Origin of the sequence: Labrenzia sp. OB1, from assembly GCF_001624695.1 — a bacterium.
Classification (GTDB): Bacteria; Pseudomonadota; Alphaproteobacteria; order Rhizobiales; family Stappiaceae; genus Roseibium.
In genome coordinates this window covers 25651-51801 of sequence record NZ_JSEP01000008.1, presented here as the reverse complement: position 1 = coordinate 51801, position 26151 = coordinate 25651, and the positions used below count along the sequence as shown (strand labels likewise).

The 26151-nt window shown below is 57.6% G+C and carries 24 protein-coding genes; 16 read left to right on the top strand and 8 right to left on the bottom strand.

Annotated features, from left to right (window positions below; genetic code table 11):
- Nucleotides 1–30 precede the first annotated feature (30 nt).
- From OA90_RS28530 to eno, 3 genes are all read left to right on the top strand, one after another.
- Entirely contained in the window at nt 31–249 is a 219-nt protein-coding gene (locus OA90_RS28530; protein WP_156510475.1) for a hypothetical protein, read from the top strand.
- 150 nt (nt 250–399) lie between these two features.
- Nucleotides 400–1245 (top strand): 3-deoxy-8-phosphooctulonate synthase, encoded by an 846-nt coding sequence (gene kdsA / locus OA90_RS12510; protein ID WP_068411723.1) that lies wholly within the window; start codon nt 400–402, stop codon nt 1243–1245.
- 129 nt (nt 1246–1374) lie between these two features.
- Nucleotides 1375–2649 carry a phosphopyruvate hydratase gene (gene eno, locus OA90_RS12505; protein WP_068411719.1) on the top strand — a complete coding sequence of 425 codons (1275 nt, stop codon included), beginning with the start codon at nt 1375–1377 and terminating at the stop codon, nt 2647–2649.
- 75 nt (nt 2650–2724) lie between these two features.
- On the opposite strand, the gene OA90_RS12500 is transcribed toward eno, so the two are convergent.
- From OA90_RS12500 to OA90_RS12485, 4 genes are all read right to left on the bottom strand, one after another.
- Nucleotides 2725–3399, bottom strand: a complete 675-nt coding sequence (locus OA90_RS12500; protein ID WP_068411716.1) for a DsbA family oxidoreductase — start codon at nt 3397–3399, stop codon at nt 2725–2727.
- Between the two features lie 238 nt (nt 3400–3637).
- Nucleotides 3638–4819, bottom strand: a complete 1182-nt coding sequence (locus OA90_RS12495; protein ID WP_208986107.1) for a hypothetical protein — start codon at nt 4817–4819, stop codon at nt 3638–3640.
- Between the two features lie 13 nt (nt 4820–4832).
- Complete coding sequence (locus tag OA90_RS12490) at nt 4833–6467, bottom strand: class I adenylate-forming enzyme family protein (RefSeq protein WP_068411713.1); 1635 nt, start codon at nt 6465–6467, stop codon at nt 4833–4835.
- 24 nt (nt 6468–6491) lie between these two features.
- Nucleotides 6492–8363: an extracellular solute-binding protein gene (locus OA90_RS12485; RefSeq protein ID WP_082837011.1), complete on the bottom strand. Its 1872-nt coding sequence runs from the start codon at nt 8361–8363 to the stop codon at nt 6492–6494.
- A gap of 68 nt (nt 8364–8431) precedes the next feature.
- On the opposite strand from OA90_RS12485, the gene OA90_RS12480 reads away from it, so the two are divergent.
- Nucleotides 8432–9241 carry an invasion associated locus B family protein gene (locus tag OA90_RS12480; RefSeq protein WP_208986106.1) on the top strand — a complete coding sequence of 270 codons (810 nt, stop codon included), beginning with the start codon at nt 8432–8434 and terminating at the stop codon, nt 9239–9241.
- Between the two features lie 308 nt (nt 9242–9549).
- A complete protein-coding gene (locus tag OA90_RS12475; protein WP_068411709.1) occupies nt 9550–10440 on the top strand; it encodes an MliC family protein in 891 nt (296 codons plus the stop codon).
- A gap of 79 nt (nt 10441–10519) precedes the next feature.
- Here the strand turns inward: OA90_RS12475 and hspQ are convergent, their stop codons facing one another.
- From hspQ to OA90_RS12460, 3 genes are all read right to left on the bottom strand, one after another.
- The gene (hspQ, locus tag OA90_RS12470) at nt 10520–10843 is read right to left on the bottom strand and encodes a heat shock protein HspQ (protein ID WP_068411706.1); all 324 of its coding nucleotides are present in this window, start codon (nt 10841–10843) and stop codon (nt 10520–10522) included.
- A 102-nt stretch (nt 10844–10945) separates the two neighbouring features.
- On the bottom strand, nt 10946–11986 hold the full coding sequence (locus OA90_RS12465; RefSeq protein WP_068411703.1) for a CoA ester lyase: 1041 nt from the start codon (nt 11984–11986) through the stop codon (nt 10946–10948).
- Nucleotides 11987–12091: 105 nt separating this feature from the next.
- A complete protein-coding gene (locus tag OA90_RS12460; RefSeq protein WP_068411700.1) occupies nt 12092–13063 on the bottom strand; it encodes a lauroyl acyltransferase in 972 nt (323 codons plus the stop codon).
- Between the two features lie 230 nt (nt 13064–13293).
- Between OA90_RS12460 and OA90_RS12455 the strand changes: the two genes are divergently transcribed.
- Both OA90_RS12455 and OA90_RS12450 read left to right on the top strand, forming a co-directional pair.
- Nucleotides 13294–14247 carry an AEC family transporter gene (locus tag OA90_RS12455; RefSeq protein ID WP_068411697.1) on the top strand — a complete coding sequence of 318 codons (954 nt, stop codon included), beginning with the start codon at nt 13294–13296 and terminating at the stop codon, nt 14245–14247.
- 49 nt (nt 14248–14296) lie between these two features.
- Nucleotides 14297–14713 carry a DUF1801 domain-containing protein gene (locus tag OA90_RS12450; RefSeq protein WP_068411694.1) on the top strand — a complete coding sequence of 139 codons (417 nt, stop codon included), beginning with the start codon at nt 14297–14299 and terminating at the stop codon, nt 14711–14713.
- Between the two features lie 23 nt (nt 14714–14736).
- Here the strand turns inward: OA90_RS12450 and OA90_RS12445 are convergent, their stop codons facing one another.
- Complete coding sequence (locus tag OA90_RS12445) at nt 14737–15939, bottom strand: UbiH/UbiF family hydroxylase (RefSeq protein ID WP_068412294.1); 1203 nt, start codon at nt 15937–15939, stop codon at nt 14737–14739.
- A 222-nt stretch (nt 15940–16161) separates the two neighbouring features.
- On the opposite strand from OA90_RS12445, the gene OA90_RS12440 reads away from it, so the two are divergent.
- The 9 genes from OA90_RS12440 (at nt 16162) to xdhC (ending at nt 26104) form a co-directional block, all read left to right on the top strand.
- Nucleotides 16162–17088 carry a DUF2182 domain-containing protein gene (locus OA90_RS12440; protein WP_068411691.1) on the top strand — a complete coding sequence of 309 codons (927 nt, stop codon included), beginning with the start codon at nt 16162–16164 and terminating at the stop codon, nt 17086–17088.
- A 194-nt stretch (nt 17089–17282) separates the two neighbouring features.
- Complete coding sequence (locus OA90_RS12435) at nt 17283–17999, top strand: CDP-alcohol phosphatidyltransferase family protein (RefSeq protein ID WP_068411688.1); 717 nt, start codon at nt 17283–17285, stop codon at nt 17997–17999.
- Between the two features lie 36 nt (nt 18000–18035).
- Nucleotides 18036–18764, top strand: coding sequence for a TerC family protein (locus tag OA90_RS12430; RefSeq protein WP_068411684.1), 729 nt, complete (start codon nt 18036–18038; stop codon nt 18762–18764).
- Nucleotides 18765–18790: 26 nt separating this feature from the next.
- Nucleotides 18791–19768, top strand: a complete 978-nt coding sequence (locus OA90_RS12425) for a quinone oxidoreductase (RefSeq protein WP_068411681.1) — start codon at nt 18791–18793, stop codon at nt 19766–19768.
- Nucleotides 19769–19783: 15 nt separating this feature from the next.
- Nucleotides 19784–20734 (top strand): LysR family transcriptional regulator, encoded by a 951-nt coding sequence (locus OA90_RS12420; protein WP_068411677.1) that lies wholly within the window; start codon nt 19784–19786, stop codon nt 20732–20734.
- Between the two features lie 204 nt (nt 20735–20938).
- On the top strand, nt 20939–21289 hold the full coding sequence (gene uraH, locus OA90_RS12415) for a hydroxyisourate hydrolase (RefSeq protein WP_068412288.1): 351 nt from the start codon (nt 20939–20941) through the stop codon (nt 21287–21289).
- A gap of 3 nt (nt 21290–21292) precedes the next feature.
- On the top strand, nt 21293–22774 hold the full coding sequence (gene xdhA, locus OA90_RS12410) for a xanthine dehydrogenase small subunit (RefSeq protein WP_068411674.1): 1482 nt from the start codon (nt 21293–21295) through the stop codon (nt 22772–22774).
- Complete coding sequence (gene xdhB / locus OA90_RS12405; protein WP_068411671.1) at nt 22758–25097, top strand: xanthine dehydrogenase molybdopterin binding subunit; 2340 nt, start codon at nt 22758–22760, stop codon at nt 25095–25097. The genes xdhA and xdhB overlap by 17 nt, the downstream gene beginning before the upstream one ends.
- Nucleotides 25094–26104, top strand: a complete 1011-nt coding sequence (gene xdhC, locus OA90_RS12400; RefSeq protein WP_068411668.1) for a xanthine dehydrogenase accessory protein XdhC — start codon at nt 25094–25096, stop codon at nt 26102–26104. Before xdhB ends, xdhC begins: the two co-directional genes overlap by 4 nt.
- Nucleotides 26105–26151: the final 47 nt, after the last annotated feature.

Genomic DNA, 26151 nt, shown 5'->3' with positions numbered 1-26151 from the left:
CCGATTGGCCTTAAATTGCAGACCCGTATCATGAATTTACATACATGCATCCGGATTGCGGCGGCCGACAGGCAATTTGCTCACTCAAAAAATATTACCCGCAAAACAAGACTGCTTAAAAAGCCATATAAAATAAGTCCGGCGACAGACTTCGATTTTGCCGACAATACATGTGTGCAACGCAATAAAATCATCAAACCGATGGCAAAACAATGGTCAGGAGTAAAAATGTGGCAAGCCCGTTTTTAAATCGATTTAACTGTTTTGCGGCGAACGCAGGCGGGATGTTGCGGGCAGGCGAAAAGAACGCTATGGAACACGCAACTTCATTCAGGCACCCGGTCGCATGCTGAAAGGCTGTTGTCCGGACGAAATCCGTACTGAAAACATTGGTGAAAAATGACCCAGGCGAACCGCGTTGTTTCCGTTGGAAATGTGATATTTGACAATGAAGCGGCGTTCAGCCTCATAGCGGGTCCATGCCAGATGGAAAGCCGCGAACACGCACTGGAATGTGCGGCCGCCATCAAGGAAATCACCGGCAGGCTCGGCATCAGCACCGTATTCAAGACGTCTTACGACAAGGCAAACCGGACGTCCTTGTCGGGCAAGCGCGGTCTGGGTATGAAGGAGGCGATGCCCATATTCGCCGAAATCAGCGAAACCTACGACATGCCCGTTCTGACCGATGTCCATGCACCGGAACAATGCGCCCCGGTCGGCGAAGTGGTCGATATTCTGCAGATCCCGGCGTTTCTCTGCCGTCAGACGGACCTTCTGATCGCAGCCGCGAACACCGGAAAAGTCGTTAACGTAAAGAAAGGCCAGTTCCTTGCCCCTTGGGACATGAAGAACGTTCTGGCCAAAGTGACCGAGTCGGGAAACTCGAATGTTCTTCTGACAGAACGCGGCGCCAGTTTTGGTTACAATACGCTCGTCAGCGACATGCGGTCCCTGCCGATCATGGCTGCGACGGGCGCGCCGGTCGTCTTTGACGCGACCCATTCCGTTCAGCAGCCCGGCGGGCAGGGGGCATCCACCGGCGGTGATCGCACCATGGTGCCCGTGCTCGCGCGCGCCGCGATTGCGGTTGGTGTCGCCGGTCTGTTTATCGAGACCCATCCAGACCCGGACAATGCACCGTCGGACGGCCCGAACATGGTTCCCCTTAAAGACCTTGAAGCGCTGCTGAAGCGGTTGAAGGCGCTCGATGAAGTTACGAAGGCTACGGATGTTGCGATCTGATAGCTTTTTTGAGGCCGTGCGGTTGGGCGGCTTTTTCATGTTATGCAGCCGCTCCGGCGGATACGGAAAGCGCCGGGTCACCGTCCGGCAGATTGTCAGTTCAGGTACATGCGATAGGGAGTTCTTTCCATGACCGCCATTATTGATGTTATCGGCCGTCAGATCTTTGACAGCCGTGGTAATCCGACCGTTGAAGTCGATGTTTTCCTGGAGGACGGTTCCTTCGGCCGGGCGGCGGTGCCCTCCGGCGCCTCCACCGGTGCGCATGAGGCTGTTGAGCTGCGCGACGGTGGCGACCGCTTCCTGGGCAAGGGTGTGCAAAAGGCAGTCGATGCCGTCAATGGAGAGATTTTCGAGACGGTTGGCGGTCTTGAGGCCGAGGACCAGTTGCAGATCGATCAGGCCATGATTGATCTCGACGGCACCCCGAACAAGGCGCGCCTCGGCGCAAACGCCATCCTCGGCGTTTCCCTTGCCGTTGCCCGCGCCGCCGCCCAAGCCTCCGGTCTGCCGCTCTACCGTTATGTTGGCGGTACGTCCGCCCGGACCCTGCCGGTACCGATGATGAACATCATCAACGGCGGCGCGCATGCCGACAACCCGATCGATTTCCAGGAATTCATGATCATGCCTGTTGGCGCTGAATCCTTCAGCGAAGCAATGCGCATGGGAACGGAAATCTTCCACACGCTCAAAAAGGCGCTCGGCGCAGCCGGCCATAACACCAATGTCGGCGACGAGGGTGGATTCGCACCCAACCTGGAATCGACCGACACGGCAATTGGATTCGTCATGAAGGCGATCGAATCCGCCGGCTACAAACCGGGCGAAGATGTCTATCTCGCGCTCGACGCCGCTTCGACGGAATTTTTCAAGGACGGCAAATATGCGCTTGATGGCGAAGGCAAGTCGCTGGCACCGGGCGAAATGGCCGGTTACCTGGCCGACCTCGCCGCCCGCTACCCGATCATCTCCATCGAAGACGGCCTGGCCGAGGATGACTGGGACGGCTGGAAAGCCACCACCGACCTGATTGGCGACAAATGCCAACTCGTCGGCGACGACTTGTTCGTGACCAATTCCGAGCGTCTGCGCAAGGGTATCGACATGGGTGTCGCCAATTCGATCCTGATCAAAGTCAATCAGATCGGCACCTTGTCGGAAACTCTCGATGCTGTGGAAACCGCTCACAAGGCGGCCTACAGCGCGGTCATGTCCCACCGCTCCGGCGAAACCGAGGACGCCACCATTGCCGATCTGGCCGTTGCCACCAATTGCGGACAGATCAAAACCGGATCTCTCGCCCGTTCCGACCGGTTGGCGAAATACAATCAACTGCTCCGTATCGAGGAAGAGCTTGGCCTTCAGGCTATCTACGCCGGAAGATCCATCCTGAAGGGCTGAAGGCTCGAGGCAATTGAAAACGACGAAAGCCCCGGATTGTCCGGGGCTTTTTTTGTGCCGCAGAGTTTCAGCAACTCAGACTGCCGATTGCGAATCCTGATCTGTGCGGGTTTCTTCCGCGTGCAGCAGTGCGGCAGCAATCGTCTCTGCCTTTTCCGCACCCGCAAGAACGAAACGTCCATCGATGATGAAACACGGAACTCCGGTGATGCCGGCCGCCTGAGCATTTGCGATTTCCGCCTCGGCCTTGTCGAGGTCGGTATCCGTTTCCAAAAGCTGTTCCACAAGGTCGGATTGCATGCCGGCCTCCTCAGAAATCCGCACCAGCGTCTCGGATTTTGTCAGATCCTCGCCTTTCAGGAAATAGGCATCGAACAGCCGCTCGACGACTTCGTCCTGAAGGTCGTCGGCGCGCGACCACAGGATCAGGCGGTGGCAATCAAGCGTATTCGGCGAAAGTCTGATGTCGTCGAAGGCGAAATCGATCCCTTCTTCCAGACCCGCTGCCTTGATCTGGCGGTAGAAACTATCCGCCTTTTCAATGCCGCCGAACTTGTCGCTGAGATACTTCTGCCTGTCCTTACCCGTTTTGGGCAGAGACGCGTCCAACTGGAAGGGATGCCAACGGACTGTCACATTCAATTGAGGAACCGATCTCAGGGCCGTTTCCAAGCGTCTCTTGCCGATATAGCACCACGGGCACATGACGTCGGAAACAACGTCCACGGTCAAAGGAGGAAATTCGGTCATTCACAATCCCGGGTCTGAGTTGGCGCTTATGCATCTGCATCGCATTTCACGCACAATTACATGAAAGATCGATTCAATCCAAATATCGGGGCAAAATCAGGGCAAGGCACCTGGGGCACATCTCCATAATATTGTACCTGCGGGTGGTAACCCGGCATAGGAGAGCCAGGTTGTTTCCTGCAATCTCCCATCCCGGCGACACCAATTTCCGAACCGACTGAACGCGTATCGCGTTACCCTAGAGCACCGTATGAGCGAGGATCGCATTGATCCTTTTCTGCAGCCGGCCTATCCCCGCCTCGTTTTTGAGTACTGCCACCGGTCCGAAATCGCGCACCAGGCAGACAAGGTCCTCGTCGCGGCTTGTCGCGTCGGCAATTGACAGCAAGGTGGCGTTGAATTCCGCAAGCTCCTGCGAGGAGTTGATGGAAAGACCAAAATTTTCAGGTTCAAGACGCATTTCCCAAAGGTCCAGACCCCGAACAGCAAGTGCGTTGCTGCAGGCCTCAAGATAGGCGGTGTAATCCTTCACACCGAGACCACCTTCGTGGAGCCGTTGCCGGAGCCACAAGTGGCTTTCCGCCAGGATTCTATCCGCCAGACGACGGCGCTTGCCGAATCTGATGGCGGAGGTCAGGCGGCGGGAGAGGGTTTCCTTGCGGTTCTCGCCAACCAGAACATCTGATGCCCCGTTGCGGAACAACTGCACCAGATCTTCCTCCCTCTCGCAGACAGCCAGCACTGGAAGCCCCGCAAAGCGGGAATCCCTGCGGATCTGCTGCATATAGTCGATAGCATCCTCAAACGCAGCATCGACCACGACGGCATCGAATGCCCGTTTCGACATGAATTCCACGGCCATGTTTCCGTCAAAGGCACCGACGACTTCGACCTTTTGGTCGCTTGCGTCCTGCCACTCCAGAAACCGTCCACTCAAACCGACAACAAGAAGGCTGCTCGACCCTGAATGATGGGGGGCAGTACCAAAACCGGGAATCCGGCCAAAAATCCGGCGGCGAAGCTGGGCCTCTTCAGAACGCAGAAGCGCGCGCTGATGAATGCAGATCAGCATCAAAAGAATGTCGTCCGGAACGATCCGGTCGATTATGGCCGTGGCACGCAATCCTTCCGGCAACGTACTGTCGCTCCCGGTGAGCACATAAAACGGAACCTCGCTGTCAAGGGTCTGCATCTGTGCTTTCAGCCAATCAAAAAACGGGTCCACCTGACCGTCTTCAAGGCAGGTCACATCGACGACAATCGCGGCCGGCAAGGCAGTTGGAAGACGGCCACCCCGTTCGAACATGTTTACAAGAGCAACATCCAGATCTTCCGGTTCGTCGCCATTGCCGTTTCGTTTCGGGCGCCGCCCCGCATACCAATATGGTCCACGCCAGGAAAGCGAGGTTTCAACATCCATTCCGGTTCCCCACCTATGCCACAGCGGAAGCAGGCAACCGCTGTGTGCGCATCGTCAATCGCTCACGGGAGACTGTCCCATCCGCATTCCGTGGCAACGATTGTAAAATCAGCACACGATGAGGGATCTTGGCAAGGTCAACTCCTTCCGCATCGAGATAAGCAAAGAAAGCACCGGCATCCGGGACCTGACCTTGCTCGGGAACCAGGGCCGCATACATTCTGGCGCCAAGGATCGAGTCTGCGACAATGAAGGCAGCAGCTTCCTTCACTCCCTCATAGTCGGCGTAGATCAGATCAACCGCTTCGAGGTTGCCGGTTCCCAACGCATATCGTCCGGGAATGCCGAACCCGGAAATTCCACCTTCAACAAGGTCCACCCCGATATTGGTGTTCAGGAAACCAGCGGTGTCCCGGTGGACCTTGAGGTTTTCGCCATTGATGGTGTGCCAGCCGACCTCTGGAACCATGGGCCCCTTGACAAGAAGAGACGGACCGAGGCCCTCCGTGGCGTCGGCAACTGAAATTTCCAGAAGGGCTGGCCCGCTTTCACACCCGTTCGGCCCGCAGTGCTTTCCCAGCGCCATCGCTTTCATCTTGGCGGAAGGTCCGCGCGCCTTGGCCATGAGGGCAAATTCATCGGCAATATGCAGATCGACCAGTCTTCTGCGGGCAACGAAGGTTGTCGGACGTGGCGCGGCAATGTTCCAGGCAGCCAGAATTGTGGTTTCGTGGTCGCTCAGCTTCCGATCGAGCGTCTGCGCGAGCGGACCGGGCGTCATGACCACGTCCGCCTTCACATCGTTGGCATGCGCGGCCAGATTTGCCAGAGATGTCGGATGGTGCAGATGCAGTGTACCGCCGGTTCGCAGCCAGGGGACCAGTCCACCTCCCAGTCCTGTCAGACCGCTGAGCGAATAGGGCAGCAGAATGCTGCTCGCTTCGCCGATATGCGCCTCTTCGACGATCATCTGCGCAGCCGAGATCCAGTGATTGTGGCAACGGCTGACAGGAACATTCTCCTCGCCGCTCCGGCTCCAGCAGATTGTTGCCGTGTGATCGGCGGGGTCGGGGCGTTCGCTTGGCTTGAATTCGAGCCCGTCTCCCATTTCCGCAAGCATCGGCCCGAGTTCGATAAGTCCATCGGGAATGTTCTTGCCGAGGCCAAAGACAAAGCGAAGCGAAAACAGATCCCCCGCCACGTCCCGCGCTGCGACGCCGACGTCTCTCGTCTCGACGCGATCTGCAGCGATAAATCCCTTCGCGCCGATGGAATTGAGCGCTGCAAGCACGTTTTTCTGGCGCCAGTGGAGGGGGAGGGGGGAAATGATCAGATCCGCACGAAATGCTGCGAGAATTGCGATCACGGCATCCACGGTGTTGGGCGCCTGCACCCCGATGACATGGTCCGTGGCGAGACCCACTGTCCTGTAGAAGGCCGCGAGGCGATCGATTTCACGATCCGCTTCTTCATAGGTAACCTGGCGGGGAGCACCGCCGGTCCAGACTTCCCGGTCCGGTGCATCCGCAATCGCGAGGCGAGTCGGGTGTTCGGCCGCAGTTTGCCGAAAGAGTTCGTCCAGCGGCAAATCGGACCAGGCTCCGCTGTCATGATGCTCTTTGGAAAGACTTTCTTGGGTGACTTTCATTTTTTCTTTCGTCCATTGGTCCGATTAACGTGCCGTGGAAGACCACCACGTGTCATATTCGTGTCCGTAGAGGGAATGCGTCCGGGTCGGTGAAACCTGGTTCCAGTATGCAACCCAATCATCCGATACGTGATACAGGGGAACGGCATAAGCACCGGAAATCAGCACACGGTCGAAGGCACGGACTGCGTCCACGAACTCCTCGCGGCTGCGGGCTCCGACAATTGCGTCGATGAGTGCATCGATTGCAGGATCCTTCGCCCCTACGAAGTTGAAGGACCCTTCGGCATCCGCCGCAGTTGAAGACCAGCGTCCATACTGCTCCGCCCCAGGAGAAAGGGACGCGGTCCATGTGTTGAAGACCATATCGAAATCGCGCTTCGTTCTGCGGTCTTCGAATTGGGAAGGGTCGACACTGCGGACATTCGCGTCGATACCGAGAAGTTCCAGAGTGCGGATATAGGTGAGCGCAAGTTTCTCCTCGTCCTCGTTTTTGGCGAGGATTTCAAATGTCAGCGGCTCACCGGTTTCTTCGTGAACGAGCTTCCGGTCTTTCAGGCCATATCCAGCCTTGCTGAATTCAGCCAATGCTGCTCGCATTACTTTTCTGTCCCGCCCGGACCCGTCCGCATCGGCCGGGCGCCAGGTTCCGGCCATGACGTCCGGATCGACAGCATCGGGAAAGGGCGCAAGCAGCTCTTTTTCGCGCGCACTGGCTGGACGGCCGACCGACGACAGCTCCGAATTGTCCCAATACCCGGCCGTGCGTGTATAAAGTCCGTGATAGAGATTTCGATTGACCCATTCGAAATCGAAAAGCATGCGAAGCGCCTTGCGCACGTTCGGGTCGCTCAGCTGTTTTCGCCGTGTGTTGAACGCGATGCCTTGCGTGGCAGCAGGGACACCGAACGGCACCTCGAGTTTCACGACGTCGCCATTCTCGGCGGCGGGAAAATTGAACCCTGTCGCCCAGCGAGCCGGATCGCGAAATTGCAACGCCTGAACAAGCCCCTTTTTGAAGGCCTCCTGCAGTGTGGTTTCATCGCGAAAATACTCGATGCGGATTTTGTCGAAATTATCGAAACCGGCTTTGACAGGGAGGTCCTTCGCCCAGTAATCGGGATTTTTCTCGTAGACGACGACCCGGCCGGGCTCGATTGTCTTGAAGGTATAGGGACCGGAGCCGACCGGCGGGTTCAGGGATGACTTGTCGAAAGTCTCGGCGTCGGTGTGTTTGCTGGAATAGATAGGCGCCAGTGAGATCAGCAATGGCAATTCCCTGTTATCGCCATTTTCGAATATCAGCTTCAGCCGGTTGGGGCCGGTTATCTGCTTGTCGACAATGGCCGCATACCAGTTCCGGTAAGGCGGACGGCCCTTATCACGAATGACATCTAGTGAGAAGATCACGTCGTCAACGGTCACCGGAGAGCCATCGGAGAACTTCGCATCCGGATTGAGCTCGAACTCGATCCATTCTCGGCTGTCGGGCATGCGCACCCGTTGGGCCAGGAGGCCGTAAAGCGAAAAGGGCTCCGCGTGGGACCGTACCATCAGGCTTTCAAGGATGTTGTTGCCCATCTCCCGCTCGCGCATTCCACGCGCCGAAGTCCAGCCGCCCTGAACAATGAAGGAATTCAGACTGTCGAAGGTTCCTTGCACACCGAGTGTGATCGATCCGCCTTTCGGCGCGTCCGTGTTGGTGTAAGGAAACGGCTCGTCAGGACCGAGGGCAGGGGATCCATGCATTGAAATGGCATGGGTCCAGGGCACGTCTTCATCTGCCGCAAATGCGGGAAGCAAACCAATTGCCGCGCAAAGAAGCGCCGACATCATGGCAAGCGGCCGGATGTTACAGTATTGGCAAAGATACTCGGTAACTATGAAGAAACGCATGACCACCGTCCGAGATTCTGTTGATTCTCATCTTTCAGACTATCACAGGGTTGGAAAGGACGCGCCTGGTGCAAGAGATATTCAGCAAGATATTCAGCTTTGAATCGCTGATTTCACCTGCGTTGCAAATCGGTCACCCTCTTGCCCAAATTAGCTGCCTTACCATGTTTTCACGGTTTGAATTATCTCTCGGGCCTTGCGGTTGGGTCCGGAATGCCTCAGAACAACGCGAAAGTTTTCGCACACGCACGATTGAGGACGTTTCGATGAAGAGTGTTTTGAAAAGAGGATTGTTCGGATGTGCAGCGGGTGCATTCCTTGCCCTATCTTCTTTTGCAGGTGCTCCCGCAATCGCCCAAGAAGAAAAGAGCCCTTGGACGAAAGCGTGTAACACCAATCCGAATACGCAGAAAGAAATCTGCTTCATATCGATTGAACTGCGCACCAACACAGGCCAGTTCCTGAGCAACATCGCCATCCAGGAGACGGAAGGCGAGGCGCGCAAGAAGCTGCTTGTAGCTGTACCGACCGGTGTTTTGCTCCAGCCGGGACTGCGCATCCAGATTGATGACGGCAAACCGGTACAGGCCAAATACAGCATTTGTGCGCCCAATGCGTGCTACGCGGAGCTGGCCATTGACGACAGCTTCATCAGCGTGATGAAGCAGGGTGGAGAAATGCGGGTGGCTCCCTACAATCAGCAGGCCAAGGAAATCGTCTTCAAGATGACGCTGATCGGTTTCACCAGCGTCTATGACGGCGAGCCCATGAACCTGGCTGACCTGCAAAAGCGCCAGGAAGAACTGCAAAGCGAACTTCAAAAGCGTGCGGATGAAGCCCGTCAGAAGCTGATCGACGCTCAGAAGCCGAGCCAGTAAACTGTGAGGTGAAGAACGGCTTGCGCATCGTTCCACGACAGCGCCGGCTGTTTTGCTCCCCCGCGGGCATGCGGTTGCTCAACGCTCGAGTTAACAAATGAAAGACGGCCTGCACGGCTGCAAAACAATAAAGGTCGGAACCAGGCGTTCCGGCCTTTATTTTTGTGTGCGGGCGGGAGCACAACTTTTTGCCCGGATACAAGAAAACAAATTTCAACAGAATTGGACGTCTAACAAATCAGTTGTCACGCCCTCTGTACTAGTATCTTTTTTCCAGTTCCTATAGCGCGTTACAAACAGGAAATTTGATGAAACGTTTTTCAGTCTTTGTCGTGTTGGCAATGTTCTTGTTGCCAGTACGGCCAATCCTTGCTTCGCCGGATGTCGATTTTCCGCAGCAAGGCCAGTCGTTCGGCGGCAAGGTTCGAAGCGGTCCGGGCATGCAGTACCAGCAGGTAGGCAGTCTGTACGAGCGCGATAGTTTTCTCATCCTCAACGCGACAGGCGTGATGATGAATGGCTACGAATGGTTCCAGATCCGCTATGGCAACGGGCAGACCGGCTTTCAGTGGGGCGGGCTTCTCTGCTCGCAAACGCCCTATCCGACCATTTACAAGGTGTGTGCGCCTCGACAGCCCGCTGTTAACAGTCCGGCGAAGCCGAATGCACAGATACCGGTCAACGGTTACAATGTCTCCCAGGTCTTCCATTCGAACGGCAGCTTTTCACAGGCTGGCGGAGGCCAGTGGGAGGAACTGAATACCCAGGGCCGGGTTGCCTTCCTTTTTCAGGAGCAGAACAGGGACGAGTGGTCGGTTTATCTATTTGATGCGTCGCGCAGTGTTTCATTGCAGCTTGATCTTCATCGGAAGCAGGTCATGTACGGGATCGGCAATCAGGGAAAAACGCCATTGTATGCCATTACAAATGCAATCGCCGACGTCGCCCCACAAACGTCCTCTGACGTCATCCATGTTCGGTACACCTGCCCGGAGGGACTTCCGCTTGATGTGACCTATTACAACGAAGGCGATGGATATATTCTGTTCGGCTACGACAGTCCGGAAAAAATCCGGCTTGAGCAGGTTCCTTCTGGTTCCGGATCTCTCTACAGCGACGGCCGCTATAGTCTTCATTCAAAGGGCGATTCCGTCTCTATCACGACACCCGGTGGAACAGACGTCTGCCATTTGCAGTAGGCTGCAGCCAATCCTGACGACGCCGCGGGCTCCTCCGCGGCGTTCAAATATCGCGCCAGCTTATCTCGCGCTTGGTTCTTTAATGAATTTCGACGCTGCGCGGCAGATACGAACCATCGGTCTGTTCTTCGAAAATTTCCTCGACCTGAGGATGACGCACCGGTTCGCCGGTTATGTCCGGTTCCAGATTCTGTTCGCTGACATAGGCAACATATTCCGTCTCCTCGTTTTCGGCGAGAAGATGGTAGAAAGGCTGGTCGCGAAGAGGGCGCACGTCTTCAGGGATCGCGTTCCACCACTCTTCCGTATTGCTGAAAGTCGGGTCGACATCGAAAATCACACCCCGGAAAGGGTAAATCCGGTGCCGGACGACCTGGCCAATTCTGAATTTTGCCGTTCGCATGGTTACTCGTCCGCCTGCTGCATGCAATGCCGGGATAGCCTGTCAACGACAAGCTTGCAAGCGTTGCAACATTAAACTTTACACACCTGGCCTTGAGATTTTCTAAAGACCGTAAACGGCAGCAAGCCCCGTATCCTTGGAAGCAACGAGTTTGGCGAGATCAACAATCACCTTTGCTTGCTTCCAGGTTGCATCGTCCTGCATTTTTCCGTCGATCATGACTGCCCCCGTACCGTCCGGCATGGCTGCAAGGATCTTGGCGGCAAATGCAACTTCGACCGGGTCCGGAGAGAAAACCTTCTTTGCAATGTCGATCTGGGTCGGGTGCAACGACCACGCACCCAGGCATCCCATCAGGAAGGCGTTGCGGAACTGACTTTCGCAGGCTTCAGGGTCAGAAAAGTCCCCGAAAGGACCATAAAAGGGTTTCAGCCCACAGGACAGGCATGCATCGACCATCTTGCCGACGGTATAGTGCCAAAGATCCTGCTGATAAGCCGCCCGCGCGCCCGTTCCATCGGCATCCGACAGCACTGCGTAATCGGGGTGCCCTCCGCCGACACGGGTCGTCTTCATGCCCCTGGAAGCGGCAAGGTCGGCAGGCCCGAGGCTCATACCATGCATCCTAGGGCTTGCCGCCGCAATCTGTTCTACATTCTTGACGCCTTCGGCAGTCTCCAGAATCGCATGGATCATGATCGGCCTGGAAAGACCCGCCCGGGCCTCCAACTGGGCCAGCAGCTGATCGAGATAATGAATGTCCCATACGCCCTCGACCTTGGGCAGCATGATGACATCGAGCTTGTCGCCGACGGCCGGCACGATTTCCATAAGATCGTCGAGGAACCAGGGACTGTTGAGACAATTCACCCGGGTCCAGAGACCGGTTTCACCGAATTCATTGTCTCTGACCATCTGAATAAAGCCTGCGCGGGCTTCTGTCTTGGCATCCGCGGGGATGGCGTCTTCGAGATTGCCGAGAATCACATCGACCTTGTGGATGAGTTCAGGCACCTTCGCGCGCATCTTTTCAATGTGCGGCGGTACGAAATGGATCATGCGTTCCAGGGAAACGGGCGGTTCCCGGAAAGGTGCCGGTGCACCGATGGCAAGCGGCTTGTAAAACGCACCTGGGGTCTTCATGAATCCGCGATCCTCCGCTGAACAAAAAAGATCTATAGCGCTTATGCTGCGCCGCAACTATGCACCGAAAGGCGAAAGCGCGGTTTCTTCCTTTGAAGCAGACCGCTAATTCCCGGAATTGGCGACCTTGGCGGCGGCAGCGCGCCTGGCCTGTTTCTGGGCGGAAGACTTGCCGGGAGGCGCCCACTTCTTGTGAATCCACATCCACTGTTCCGGATATTCCCGGATCCAGCTTTCAAAAATAGCGTGAATTTGCCTCGTTGTCGCTTCGATATCGGCCTGACGGTCTTCTGTCACCGGAAAGGAAATGGCCCGGCCTTCGATCCGGAAATTCACACCCTTTTTGCGAATGACGCGGCCCACGACAATCGGAACATCGCAGGATCTTGCCAGCGAGGCGGGGACAGGCGTGGCATAGGCCATACGGCCAAAAAACGGTACCTGAATTCCTCGTGTTTCCCGCAGATCCGCCATCATCGCGACAACGCCGCCATTTTTCAAAGTGGTGAGTATTTTTCGCGCTGTACGGTGTCCCTTGGACAGCAATCCGCCTTTGTAGAGGTCCTGCCTGAGCGCACTGAGCTCCGCGTCGGCCTTCGGGTTGCGCAGAGCCTGGTAAACCCCGGTGATCGCTATTCCTTTTTCGACCGCCGGCTGGACGACGAGTTCCCAGTTGCCACTATGGAAGGAGACAAACAGGCAGGCACGGTCGCCATTGAGGACTTGCGAGGTGATCTCGTCGGCATCGGCTTCGAAACGGTGTGGCTGACGCAGTAGTTTGTCGATGTGAAAGGTTTCGGCGGTAACGCGGCCAAGGTTCTCCCACATCCCCCGAACGATGGCTTCCCGTTCCTCGGCGCTCAAGTCGGGCAGGGCGTCTTCGAGATGCCCCAGTGCCCTTTTGTGCCGTGCATTGAAGGGCGCCAGCTTTCGCCACAGGAATCCCATGACGCCGGAGGCGACGTCAACCGGAATGAGACGGAACAGCCAGATCGCGGCCTTGAGCGCGACACCTTCCACCCAATTCTGGAAGGCGGTGAGCCTTGGTGCGTTTTTCTGTCGTTTCTTCCGTGACATCAGGAACAGGTGCTTTCATCTTCTGCGCCATTCGTCGACGAAAAGGCTCACTCCAACCATGTGCGCCGGAAAGCGCACTTGCGATGCGGCCGCAGACCTGATTGGAATGCGGATCGCTACGCCAATCCGCCGGCAAAGCGTCCCATAGCCAAGCAGGACGTAAGAAGCAAGCACCATAACGGACACAGACCCGCTCACACGAGTTACCCTACCTTGTCTTGGGAAGTAGAATGCAGAACGTCATCACACTGGCCTTGCCGTTTTTCGGGTTGATCCTTTTGGGATTCGCAGCGGGAAAAATCCGGAATTTGCCGGAAGCAGGCCTGAGCTGGATGAATTTCTTTGTGGTCTATCTTGCTCTGCCGGCCTTGTTCTTCCGGCTGCTGTCCGAAACGCCGTTTGAAGAACTGGCCAACCTGTCCTTCATCAGCGCAACGACGTTCACAACATACATCGTCTTCGCAATTTCCTTCTGCATCGGGGTTGTGGCGACAAGAGGCAGCATCGCCGAATCCACAATTCTGGGTATCGCCGGCGCCTATTCCAATGTCGGCTACATGGGCCCGGGCCTGACGCTTGCGGTCCTTGGAGAACAGGCAACAGTACCGACCGCATTGATCCTCGCGTTCGACAATGCGCTGATGTTCATCCTGGCTCCCTTGCTGATGGCGCTCGCGGGCACAGAGGACGAATCTCTTTTCGTCACGCTCAAGAAGATCCTGTTCAAGATCTTCACGCACCCCTTCATCCTGGCAACCATCGCCGGGGTTCTCGCCGCCGCTCTGAAATTCCAGCCACCTGTGGCCATAGACACCATGCTCAGATATCTCAGCAGCGCCGCCGCACCCTGTGCGCTGTTCGCCATGGGCGTTAGCATAGCCCTGCGGCCGGTCGGACATATTCCGCTGGAAATGCCGCTTGTTCTGTCGGTCAAGCTTGTCCTGCACCCGATCCTGATATTCCTGTTGTTGAGCTGGCTTGGCGGTTTCGATCCCAACTGGGTTGCGACCGCCGTACTCATGGCCTGTCTGCCTCCTGCCACGAATGTCTTCGTCATAGCGCAGCAATACGGGGTCTATGTGCAACGCGCGTCGAGTTTCGTGCTGTTCGGCACGGCGGTATCCATCGTCACGGTCACCGCGTTTATCTGGGCGCTTACCAGTGGTTTCCTGCCTCTGCGTTGAGGGATATGATTGGGAACTCTCAGACAGGTACATTTCAGGATCGCCGCGCATGACTTCCCGCACCGATGTTCAATCCGTCCTGCACAGCTACCCTGAAGCGTTGAAAAACGCCTTGTTGAAGTTGCGCCAGTTGATCCGGGACACCGCCCGGCAGAACGCGGAGATCGGCGTGCTTGAAGAGACCCTGAAATGGGGACAACCGAGCTTTCTGACGACCGGTCCCAAAACAGGCACCACGATCCGCATCGATCGGGACACATCGCAAAATGGCGATTATGCGCTCTATGTGAACTGTCAGTCCTCGCTTGTGTCGGAGTGGCGGGCCCTGTTTCCGCATCTTCGCTTTGGGGGAGACCGCAGTGTCCACTTCAGACTCGGCGACCCGGTTCCTGAAAACGAATTGCGTCAGATGATCACCATGGCGCTCACTTACCATTCCAGAAAACGCAGAGCCGTGAGGTCATGATACTGCCTGTATGAGCCGCGGATTTATCTGCTGAGGGTGAAACCGCTGCCTGGCGCCATGCCTTCGCGCATCAGCAGTCTGCGGAAGGGACCGACCTTTCCGGCCAGATACATCCCGGCGCCGCGCGCAAGCTGCACAGGCAACAGGCCGGTGAGCAGTGACCGGTTGAGAAGGTCCACTGCCTGTGTTCTGGTTCGGACATCGCTCTTGCGATTTGCCTCGTAGGATTTCAGTACATCCTGACCGCCAACGTCCTGCTGCCGTGCGGCAGCCCTGGAAAGCACCTTGTCCAGATCGGCGATATCGCGGAGCGACAGGTTCAGACCCTGCGCACCGATTGGCGGAAAGACATGTGCGCTTTCGCCGATGAGCGCCACCCGGTCGCCAACTAGACGCGTCGCGGAGAGGCCCGACAGCGGAAAGCTCTGCACCTGCGAGACAAGTTTGAAGCTGCCAAGGATGGAATGCGCGCGCCGTTCCAGCTCCATTTCGATCAGGGCGTCTTTCATTTCAAGCAAACGCTCCGCACCATCGACGCTTTCTACGCACACCAATGAAGACTGACGGCCGGGCAGGGGAACAAGCGTGAAAGGACCAGTTGGCGTGTGAAATTCAGTCGAGATTCCGTGATGGGGCAGGCTGTGTTCCAGATTGAGCACAAGGGCGGCCTGCGGATAGGACCAATGCCTGACATCGATGTCCGCCGCTTTGCGGACCAGCGAATTACGGCCGTCAGCGGCGACAACGAGACGCGCCTCGATGACCTCGCCGGTCTCGGCATGCAGAACAGCGCTTTGCGGTAGAAAGTCTACTTTGGTCACGGTGCTGTCGACGAGAGTGATGTTCTTGGCTGTGGCGCAGTGTTCCTCAAGAACAGCATTAAGATTGCTGTTCAACATATTGAAACCAAACTCTTCCAGCTCCAGTTCCGCACTGTCGAAAATGACTTCCGGGGCCCGTATCAGACGGCCCGTGTCATCGATCATCCGCATCTTCCGAAGCTGTGCGGCGTTTTCGCGTATTTGCGGCCAGACACCTATTTCCTCAAGAAGCGAGATGGATTTCTGCCACAAAGCCGTTGTCCGGCCATCCGGCATGCCACCGTTCGTTGCCACCAGGGCGGTGGAGAACCCGCTCTTGGCAAACCTCAGGGCCGCGATACGGCCCGATGGACCGCCACCCACAACTGCTATGTCGAACATTCTTGCCTGTTTTGTCTTTGCCATGGTTCCAACCGGATCAACGCGTCTAACTGCCAGTTCATCTGCCCGCAAGTGATTGTCCTTTTGCATCGCTTTTGCAACGGGACCAAAGCACGCATCCGCAGGCCAGGTCCGTACGCTTCTATGTGTGTCACCGTCACATGATGACAAATATCAATTTCCGAAGAGGCCAATACGGTTACTCGATTGACAGGATCAATCCGGAACAGTGAAACTCTTCCCGACATGACACATGTTTCCAGTCCGCAGAACGACAAAAGCCAGGCAGACATGGAGGCCGGGGGCCGGGCATGGCCGCTGGTCTTGGCGTTTGTTGCGGTATTGTCCATCTGCGGCTGGACTTATCTGGTCGCGATGGTCGCCGACATGGTTCCGGTCATGGATATGAGCCAGGCCGGTCCGGGCATGGGCGTTCTCAACAGATTCAATATTTTCAGGGATCTGTCTCCGGAAGCCCGGGCAGCTCTTGCTGTCCTTTGCCTTCCCGCAGGCGCGACTTTCGGCATGCCGGGAACGGAGATGACCCTTGCCGCCCTCGGCAAGATATTTCTGATGTGGTCCATGATGGCCGTGGCGATGATGTTGCCGACGGCTGTGCCCATGCTGCGGTCCTATTCGACCCGATTGTCCGCTAGTGGCCGCAAGGACAGCACTTCGGCCCTTCCTGTTATGTCTGCTGCATTGGGCTATCTGCTCGTCTGGATTGCCTATGCACTTGTGGCGACATTCGCGCAATGGCTGCTTTTTTCTCTCGGCGCCCTTTCCGAGATGATGGCGCCGGTGAGCCTCGCCTTGACGACATCGGTTCTCTTCGTGGCCGGCATATACCAGTTCACTCCCGCCAAGCAGGCCTGCCTGCGCAGATGCTGGTATCCGCGCTGGATTGGCGGCTGGGAACCTGGACAATTACTCTCCGGATTCAGGGAAGGCATGATCCAGGGGCTGGCATGTCTTGGCTGTTGTTGGGCGGTCATGACAGTGATGTTCGCCGTCGGCATCATGAACATCGTCTGGATCGCCTTGCTTGGCGGCATCATGGTGCTGGAGAAAACCTTTCCCAGCCGGTTCTTTCCGGCTGCAATCGGTGTTTTCCTGATCCTCTGGGCAGGGTTTCTGGCATCAACGGTGCTGCTGGCCGCCGCGCCTGCCTGACCGTCGTCCGGGAAGTTTTTACACGTGTTTCAGCCCGAAAGCGGAGCAGGACTGTTTTTTCGGTTCACACTGTCATACGATTGCAATAGATGATTGTCCCAGCACCTGTGAATTCGCTGGGCGGGGAATGAATTAATCAATCCAGGCGCTGTTTAAGACTGAACCTTGCTCTGGCCTATAAATAGGGAAACCCCGTGACAGATATTACGCCAGGCAAAGAGGCTCCGGAACCGGTCCTGTTCCTGATCCATATTCTGACCGCTTCAGGCGCGCCGATTGCCCTGGTGGCCCTTCTTGCGGGTGCTCAGGGGCGGTGGTCGGAAATGTTCGCCTGGCTTGGTCTGGCCTTTTTTGTCGACGGGATAGATGGCCCACTCGCCCGGCGCTACAATATCGCCGAACGACTGCCCCGCTGGTCGGGAGCCTCTCTCGATTTTGTCATCGATTATGCGACCTATGTGTTCCTGCCGGCATTCGCGCTGTCCTGGAGCCTTATGCTGTCGCAGCCCTGGAACTGGATTTGCGGCGGGCTCGTCGTCTTCACGGGCGCGCTCTATTTTGCCGACAACGGCATGAAAACACCGGACGGTTCCTTCAAGGGCTTTCCGGCCGGCTGGAATATGGCGGTTTTCGGTCTGATGGTGCTGTCGCCTTCCGAAGGCTTCACCATCGCATTCGTGCTCCTGTGCTGTGCGCTGACCTTTGCGCCCGTCCGTTTCGTGCATCCGGTCCGCGTGCGCCGCTGGCGCGTGCTGACCTTGCCGGTCACTTTGCTCTGGATGGGCCTTGCTGCCCTGGCAATCTTGAACGACATGTCACTCGACGGTGTTTATGCGCTGATATTTACTGCCGCGAGCCTGTATCTGTTCTCGGTTTCCGCAGTACAGCAACTGCTCGACCGGGTTGACTGATTTTCTGCCGAAATAGCACACAAAACAGAGGTAGCCATGCTGGCCTGGGTAACGGATCCTCAGATCTGGGCAAGTCTCGTGACCCTGACGGTCATGGAAATCGTGCTCGGCATCGACAACATCGTCTTCATCTCTGTAATCGTTTCACGCCTTCCGGCAGCGATGGCGCATCGTGCCCGGCAGATCGGTCTTGCTCTGGCGCTGGTGTTCCGCATCGCCCTGTTGTCCGTCCTGACGTGGCTGGTCGGGCTGACGGCGCCGTTCTTCAGTCTCGGCGACCATACCTTTTCCTGGAGGGACGCGATCCTGATCGCCGGTGGCCTGTTCCTGCTCTTCAAGGCCACGCACGAGATTCACAACGGGATCGAGGGGGAAGGCGAGGAGGGGGCTCCGCGTGACATCAAGATGAGTTTTGCGGCGGTCATCGCCCAGATCATCGTCATCGATCTTGTCTTTTCCGTCGATTCCATCATCACCGCGATCGGCATGGCCGAGCACATCGAGGTCATGGTCGCCGCTGTCGTTCTGGCAATGATCGTGATGTTCATAGCCTCGGGACCGGTAGCCTCGTTCATCCAGAAGCATCCGACCACGAAGATGCTGGCCCTGTCTTTCCTGCTTCTTATCGGCGTCGCGCTGGTCGCGGACGGTCTGGGGTTTCACATCCCGCGCGGTTACATCTATTTCGCCATGGCCTTTTCGGCAGGCGTTGAAATCATTAATGTTCTTGCCAAACGAAATCGTCGCAAGACCGACAACAGCTAACGGCAGCCACTGCCGCGGAGGATTAAATGGTTCACGCAATCCGAATACACGAAACCGGTGGTCCGGAAGCGATGCGCTGGGAACAGATCGACGTCGGAGAGCCCGGGCCCGGCGAAGCACGCATCCGCCAGACCGCCGTCGGTCTGAACTTCATCGACGTCTATTTCCGCACAGGCCTCTATCCCGCACCGAATGGAACGCCGTTCAGCCCCGGCAATGAAGCGGCAGGGATCGTGCGGACTGTCGGAGAAGGCGTCACACACCTGAAGCCAGGTGACAGGGTGGCCTATGCCGGTCCGTTGGGTGCATACGCCCAGGAACGCGTCGTTCCAGCCGACCGGCTTGTGATCGTCCCCGATGCGATCGACGACAAGACTGCGGCCGGCATGATGCTGAAGGGCATGACCGCCCAGTATCTTCTCAGACAGACCTTCAAGGTTGGCCCGCAGACGACGCTTCTGTTCCATGCCGCCGCCGGCGGCGTCGGTCTTATCGCCGGTCAATGGGCGGCGCATCTGGGCGCGACCGTCATCGGGACGGCGGGATCGGACGAAAAGATTGAACTCGCCAGGGCCCATGGCTACCAGCATATGATCAATTACCGGACGGAAAACTTCGCCGAACGGGTGAAGGAGATCACCAGCGGCAAAGGGTGTGACGTCGTTTACGATTCCGTTGGAAAAGACACCTATCCGGGCTCGCTCGATTGCTTGAAACAACGCGGTCTCTGGGTCAGTTTTGGCCAGGCTTCCGGTCCGATCACCGATTTCAATCTGGCGCTGCTGGCGCAAAAAGGGTCGCTCTACGCAACCCGGCCGACCCTTTTCAACTATATCGCCAGTCGGGAAGATCTGGAGCGCACGGCGGGAGAACTGTTCGAAGTCGTTGAAAAAGGCATTGTCCGGATCGGGATCAATCAGGAATACAGGCTCGCCGACGCGGGTCAGGCGCATCAGGACCTGGAGAGCCGGAAGACAACCGGCACCACGGTCCTGATCCCCTAAAGCGAACGAGGCAAGATGCGTTCCGGCCGGTCCCAGGATCTCTCGCGAAATCTCTACACCCCCGCCATGCGGTACTTTTTGGCCGCGGCGGAGGCCGGTTCGATCCGGGCTGCCTCGCGCGAACTGAATGTCGCTTCCTCAGCCGTCAACCGGCAGATCCTTTGGCTTGAGGAGGCTCTTGGCCTGCAACTCTTCGACCGGGTGGCTCGCAGGCTGCGGCTGTCTCAGGCCGGCGAACTTCTGCTTGCCCACATCAGGCGGACCTATTCCGACTTCGATGGAACCGTGGCCGAACTCGATGCCCTGAAAGGCCTGCGCCGGGGCACGGTATCGATTGCCTCGGTGGAAAGCGTCGCGGAAAAGCTGTTGCCGGCTATCATAAGCAGCTTCCGGAAAAGCTATCCGGGCATTCACGTCAACGTCGCAGTGTCCTCTTCCAGGGAAGCGGCCCGCATGGTGGGGGCAGCCGAGGCGGATGTCGGATTCACATTTGATCCGCCCGAAACCTCATCTCTGACAACCGCCTTTCACCATGATCTCGTCATCGGCGCGCTGATGTCTCCCGCTCACCCGCTGGCAGGAGAAAAGCTGCTCAGCCTCCAGGATTGTCTGAAATATCCCGTCGCCCTTCCGGCGGAGGGGCTCTCCCTGCGCACCCGCATCGATGTGGTGCGTGCCCGGATACTGGGCGCCTCGCGAACTTATGTGGAAGCCAATTCCCTGCGCCTGATGCGAGCTCTGGCCAGGGAAGAGGATGTGATCGGCTTTCAGACGCTTATCGGCTGCGAGGATGACCTGGAGGCCGGCACACTGGTGTTTAAACCCTTGTCGGATGCCCCGCTTCAGGAAGACCGTTTGTGTGTGGTTACCTCGTCGCTGCGCGCGTTGGCTTTGGCTCCGGGCATGTTCTTTGATCATGCTGTGTACTCCTTGAAGGACCATCTTCCATCACTTGCTGCCAAATAGGCATCAACAAGATCTCAAATGAGCGCTTTGGATCCGCGCCTTTTTAAGGCACATTTTTTACGACAGTTTCGTGGCACTCTAACGAGCAACCTCCAATCGATATCGGTTGGGCATCCGGAAGTTGATCGTTTCTAGGGAAATAGAGCATCGTCACTGCGTTCGATTGAATGCTGGATGCTCTGGCCGCGCGAGGGAGAAAACCATATGGGGCGTTTGACGACGCACGTTCTGGACACCGCACTCGGCAAACCGGCCAGAGGTCTGAAAATAGAACTCTGGGCCCAGGGTGCCGCGCCTGAACTGATTTCAACTCACGAAACCAACGACGACGGCAGAGTCGACGGCCCGATGCTTGAAGGCAGCGCATTCGCGACCGGCACTTACGAATTGCGCTTTTTTGCCGGCGACTATCTGCGCAAGACCTGCCAGAATTTGCCCGACCCGTTGTTTTTGGACGTTATTCCGATCCGGTTTGGCGTCGCGGAGGCTCACGGCCATTATCACGTGCCGTTGCTACTGTCTCCCTTCAGCTATTCAACTTACCGGGGGAGCTGAAAAATGCGCGAAACCATACGCTTCCTGAAAGGTGGCGAGATCGTCGAACTGGACGATGTCGGCCCGACCGATACCGTTCTCGACTACCTGAGGCTCCGCCGCCGTGAGACGGGAACCAAGGAAGGATGCGGGGAAGGTGACTGCGGCGCCTGCACAGTGGCACTGGGCCGTCTTGTGGATGGAAAACCGGTCTACCAGCCCGTGAACAGCTGCATTCAGCTTCTGGGCATGATCGACGGTGCCGAGCTGGTGACCGTCGAGGACCTGACCGCAGATGACAAGCTGCACCCGGTTCAAGCCGCGATGGTTGCCTGCCATGGCTCGCAATGCGGTTTCTGTACACCAGGGTTCATCATGACCCTCTTTACGCTGTATCATTCGGAAGGCCAGCAGAAGTCCCGGAAGACCGTAAACGAGTGGCTGGCAGGCAACCTTTGCCGCTGCACCGGATATCGCCCCATCGTGGAGGCGGCTCTGGACGCCTGTTTCGATGCGGCCGACGACGCTTTTTCGTGGCGCGCCAACGAAACGCGTGAAAGACTTCAGGCGCTTGCGGACAGCCGGGACGTCTTCATCGGCGACAGCGAGCGTTTTTTTGCCTCTCCATCGACTCTGGACGGCCTTGCCTCTCTATACGCCCAGCATCCCGACGCTACGCTGGTGGCCGGCGCGACCGATGTCGGTCTCTGGATCACCAAGCAACTGCGCGACCTGTCGAGAACGATCTGGCTTGGCCGCATCGAAGGTCTCGACCGGGTAGAGAACAGCCCTTCGGGTGTGCTGATCGGCGCGACCGCAACCTACCAGGCAAGCGAGGAAGCCATGACCGACCTGTCGGCCGATCTTGGCGAACTCTGGAAACGCATCGGCTCCAAGCAGGTTCGCGCGTCCGGAACGGTGGGTGGAAACATCGCCAACGGCTCGCCGATCGGCGATACGCCTCCGGCGCTGATTGCCCTTGGAACCACGCTGGAGCTGCAGACAATCGATGGATCCCGCGCGCTGCCGCTGGAGGAGTTCTTCATCGACTACGGCAAGCAGGACCGCAAGCCGGGGGAATTCGTCACCGGCCTGTTCGTGCCGCGCCTGTCCGGCAATCAGACATTCCGTTGCTACAAGATCACCAAGCGGTTCGATCAGGATATCTCCTCGGTCATGGGCGCTTTCCGTTTCACCCTGGAAAACGGCGTGATCCGCGAAGCGCGTATCGCCTATGGAGGCATGGCGGGCATACCCAAACGGGCGGCAGGTGCGGAAGCTGCATTGACCGGCGCTCTTGTGGACGATCCATCGACATGGGGCGAAGGCATGCAGGCGCTGCTGACCGATTTCACGCCCTTGAGCGACATGCGGGCCAGCGCGGAATACCGCATGGAAACCGCAAGGGCTCTTTTGGCCAAGGCCTTGATGGAAATCAGCGGAACGGCGCCGGAAGATATCCGTGTGCTGGCACAGCGGGAGGCCGACAATGACCGCGCCGCTTGAACACCTCGATCTGACAGGGCCCTTGAAGCAGGTCCGCAAGTCCTTGCCGCATGACAGCGCGGAAAAACATGTCCGCGGCACAGCCGAATATATCGACGACATGGTTGAGCCGGTTGGCACCCTGCATGTGGTTCCGGGATGGGCGAAAGATGCCGTGCGCGGCAGTGTTCACGCCATCGATCTGGAGGATGTCAGGTCGGCTCCGGGGGTCGTTGAAGTGCTGACCGCCGCTGACATACGTGGGATAAACGACTGTTCTTCCGCATTCGGTGACGATCCGGTCCTGGCCGAGAAGGAAATCCTGTTCAATGGCCAGGTGGTGTTCGCTGTCGTCGCTGAGACTCGCGAAGCCGCACGCAAGGCGGCGCTCAATGCGAAAATCGAGATAACACCGAGCACGCCGATCCTGACCCCGGACGATGCGGTGGATGCGGACACCACGGTCATGCCGGACTATCAGTTCCGCCGAGGCTCGCCGGAAACCGGCATGCCCGCGTCAGAGGCGGTGCTCTCCGGAACCATGTATATCGGCGGGCAGGAGCATTTTTATCTCGAAGGCCAGGTCGCCATGGCCCTGCCGCAGGAAGATGGCGGCATGCTTGTCTATTCCTCCACCCAGCACCCGACGGAAATCCAGCACACCGTTGCCAAGGTTCTCGGCGTGCCGGATGCAGCCGTCACCGCGGAAGTGCGCCGCATGGGCGGCGGCTTCGGCGGCAAGGAGTCCCAGGCCAATCAATGGGCCGCTCTTGCGGCGCTGGCCGCACAAAAGACCGGCAGAGCCTGCAAGTTGCGCCTTGATCGCGACGACGACATGATCATGACCGGCAAGCGGCACGATTTCAAAGTCGAATGGAAGGTCGGACACGACGGTTCGGGCAAGATCCGGGCCGTGGACATCCAGTTTCTGGCGCGCTGCGGATATTCCGCCGATCTTTCGCTCGGCGTCAACGACCGCACGATGTTTCATGCCGACTCGAGCTATTTTTACCCGGACGCCCTCATCCGGTCGCGCCGATTGCGCACCGACACCTGTTCCAACACCGCCTTCAGGGGCTTCGGCGGACCGCAGGGCATGTTGGCGGCGGAACGGATGATCGATGCCATCGCCATCAAGACGGGCAGGGATCCGCTCGAAATCCGCAAACTGAATTTTTACGACGCCGAGCACAATCTCACCCCATACGGCATGCCGGTGGAAGAGCATGAGGTGATGCTCGATCTTGTTGAAAAAATTGAGGAAAGCTCGGACTATTGGAACCGCCGTGAAGAGGTTGCAAGGTTCAACTCCGAAAACGCTGTCCTCAAGAAGGGCCTTGCCCTAACGCCGGTGAAATTTGGCATTTCCTTCACCCTGAAACAACTCAACCAGGCTGGCGCCCTTGTGCATCTTTATACGGATGGCTCGGTTCATCTGAACCACGGCGGCACGGAAATGGGGCAGGGGCTCAACCAGAAGGTCGCCCAGGTCGTCGCCGAGGAATTCGGCGTAACGCTCGACAAGGTGCGGATCACGGCCACCAACACGTCTAAAGTTCCCAATACCGCGCCGACGGCTGCCTCCTCGGGCACCGACCTCAACGCCATGGCTGCCCGCAAGGCTGCGCGAGAGATCAAGGACCGGCTGATTGCCTATATCGGTGAACAGTACCAGTGCGGACCCGAGGCGATCCATTTTGGCGACAACAAGGTGCTCGTCGGCGAACAGGCATTCTCCCTCGCGGAAATCGCCAAACAGGCCTTTGTCGCGCGCATTCAGTTGTCGCATGCCGGATACTACGCCACACCGGGGATTACCTGGGACAGGGAAAGCGTTACCGGCAGGCCATTCTTTTATTTTGCCTTTGGTGGCGCCTGCGCAGAAGTCACCATCGATACGATGACCGGCGAGATGAGCGTGGACCGGGTTGATATCCTTCACGATGTCGGCCACTCACTCAATCCCGCCATCGATCTTGGACAGATAGAAGGCGGTTTCGTTCAAGGGATGGGCTGGCTGACGACGGAGGAACTGGTCTGGGACGACAAGGGGCGTCTGCGCACCCATGCCCCGTCAACCTACAAGATTCCGACGGCGTCCGATGTGCCTGAAGACTTCAGGGTCGATCTCTATGAGGGCGAGGGAAATCCGCAAGCGACCGTCTACCGCTCAAAGGCGGTCGGCGAGCCGCCGGTCATGCTTGCAAATTCCGTCTTCTGCGCCATCAATGACGCTGTCGCCAGTCTCAATCCCGGTGAGGTGCCTTCGCTGGATGCACCCGCGACGCCTGAAGCGATCATGAAAGCGGTTCAGGACATGCGCAGGAGGAAAGCGACGCAGTGAGGATCTGGGCGCACATCGCGGATAACCTGAGGCACGGCAAGGCGTGTGCCCTCGTCACGGTTGCCCGGGCCGAAGGCTCAACTCCCCGGGAGGCGGGCGCACGCATGGTCGTCGGCCCCCAATCCACTTTTTACGGGACGATCGGCGGTGGAACCCTGGAATTCGAGGCTATCCGGCGCGCTGCCAGGGCAGCGGGCTCCGGAAAAGCCTCTTTTGATCTGCACTCGGTTTCCCTGGGACCAGATCTTGGACAATGCTGCGGTGGACGCGCGGAACTCGCAGTTGAAGTGTTCACGCCGGACGCTCTGGAAACAGTGGAGCTTCTGGCCGCCAGGGAAGCGGAAGAAACACCATTTGCGACCGTGTCCGGTCTCGAGCCCGCAGGCTCGCTGAACCGGCGGATTGTCGAGACAGTTCCGGGTGACGCCTTCAACATTGATACCGATCCGGAAAACGGCACGCGTGTGCTGACAGAACGCTTCGGAGCGAACCTTCGCCCAATTTTTCTTTTTGGAGCCGGCCATGTCGGCAAGGCACTTGTGCTGGCGCTCGCGCCCTTGCCTTTTTCCGTTTCCTGGATCGACAGCCGGGCGGAACAGTTTCCCGGCCCGGTACCGGCCAATGTCAAAAAAATCTGCGTTCCCGAACCCGCATCCCTTCTGGAACAGGCTCCCGACGAGGCCTTTGTGCTGGCAATGACCCATTCCCACGCGCTTGATGAGGAAATCATGGCACGCGCCTTGCTTCAGCAAAGGTTCGCCTATTGCGGTGTCATTGGCTCAAAAACCAAGCGCGCAAGGTTTCGGAGGCGTTTGAAATCGAGAGGAATGGACGTCTCACTTATCTCTAAAATGGTCTGTCCGGTCGGAGTTTCGGCAATAAAATCAAAACATCCGGCTGCGATTGCCGCCGGTATAGCCGTCGAATTCCTTGAACGGGACGAGGCCGGTCATCAACAAGCCGCAGCAGGCAAGGGGCTTGCACAAAATATACCATATGGTCAATAAAGCGGCAGACGCTCGGGGGACGGCGTGTCAGAAACAATCCTTTCAGA

Excerpts from the sequence above, each read along its gene's own strand:
- OA90_RS12485 (WP_082837011.1), bottom strand. The coding sequence starts at position 8,363 with ATGCGTTTCTTCATAGTTACCGAGTATCTTTGCCAATACTGTAACATC.
- OA90_RS12425 (WP_068411681.1), top strand. The coding sequence starts at position 18,791 with ATGGTTCACGCAATCCGAATACACGAAACCGGTGGTCCGGAAGCGATG.
- OA90_RS12475 (WP_068411709.1), top strand. The coding sequence starts at position 9,550 with ATGAAACGTTTTTCAGTCTTTGTCGTGTTGGCAATGTTCTTGTTGCCA.
- OA90_RS12455 (WP_068411697.1), top strand. The coding sequence starts at position 13,294 with ATGCAGAACGTCATCACACTGGCCTTGCCGTTTTTCGGGTTGATCCTT.
- OA90_RS12440 (WP_068411691.1), top strand. The coding sequence starts at position 16,162 with ATGACACATGTTTCCAGTCCGCAGAACGACAAAAGCCAGGCAGACATG.
- xdhB (WP_068411671.1), top strand. The coding sequence starts at position 22,758 with ATGACCGCGCCGCTTGAACACCTCGATCTGACAGGGCCCTTGAAGCAG.
- xdhA (WP_068411674.1), top strand. The coding sequence starts at position 21,293 with ATGCGCGAAACCATACGCTTCCTGAAAGGTGGCGAGATCGTCGAACTG.
- OA90_RS12500 (WP_068411716.1), bottom strand. The coding sequence starts at position 3,399 with ATGACCGAATTTCCTCCTTTGACCGTGGACGTTGTTTCCGACGTCATG.
- OA90_RS12465 (WP_068411703.1), bottom strand. The coding sequence starts at position 11,986 with ATGAAGACCCCAGGTGCGTTTTACAAGCCGCTTGCCATCGGTGCACCG.
- OA90_RS12460 (WP_068411700.1), bottom strand. The coding sequence starts at position 13,063 with ATGTCACGGAAGAAACGACAGAAAAACGCACCAAGGCTCACCGCCTTC.
- OA90_RS12450 (WP_068411694.1), top strand. The coding sequence starts at position 14,297 with ATGACTTCCCGCACCGATGTTCAATCCGTCCTGCACAGCTACCCTGAA.
- OA90_RS28530 (WP_156510475.1), top strand. The coding sequence starts at position 31 with ATGAATTTACATACATGCATCCGGATTGCGGCGGCCGACAGGCAATTT.
- kdsA (WP_068411723.1), top strand. The coding sequence starts at position 400 with ATGACCCAGGCGAACCGCGTTGTTTCCGTTGGAAATGTGATATTTGAC.
- uraH (WP_068412288.1), top strand. The coding sequence starts at position 20,939 with ATGGGGCGTTTGACGACGCACGTTCTGGACACCGCACTCGGCAAACCG.
- eno (WP_068411719.1), top strand. The coding sequence starts at position 1,375 with ATGACCGCCATTATTGATGTTATCGGCCGTCAGATCTTTGACAGCCGT.
- OA90_RS12490 (WP_068411713.1), bottom strand. The coding sequence starts at position 6,467 with ATGAAAGTCACCCAAGAAAGTCTTTCCAAAGAGCATCATGACAGCGGA.
- OA90_RS12420 (WP_068411677.1), top strand. The coding sequence starts at position 19,784 with ATGCGTTCCGGCCGGTCCCAGGATCTCTCGCGAAATCTCTACACCCCC.
- OA90_RS12445 (WP_068412294.1), bottom strand. The coding sequence starts at position 15,939 with ATGGCAAAGACAAAACAGGCAAGAATGTTCGACATAGCAGTTGTGGGT.
- OA90_RS12495 (WP_208986107.1), bottom strand. The coding sequence starts at position 4,819 with ATGGATGTTGAAACCTCGCTTTCCTGGCGTGGACCATATTGGTATGCG.
- hspQ (WP_068411706.1), bottom strand. The coding sequence starts at position 10,843 with ATGCGAACGGCAAAATTCAGAATTGGCCAGGTCGTCCGGCACCGGATT.
- OA90_RS12430 (WP_068411684.1), top strand. The coding sequence starts at position 18,036 with ATGCTGGCCTGGGTAACGGATCCTCAGATCTGGGCAAGTCTCGTGACC.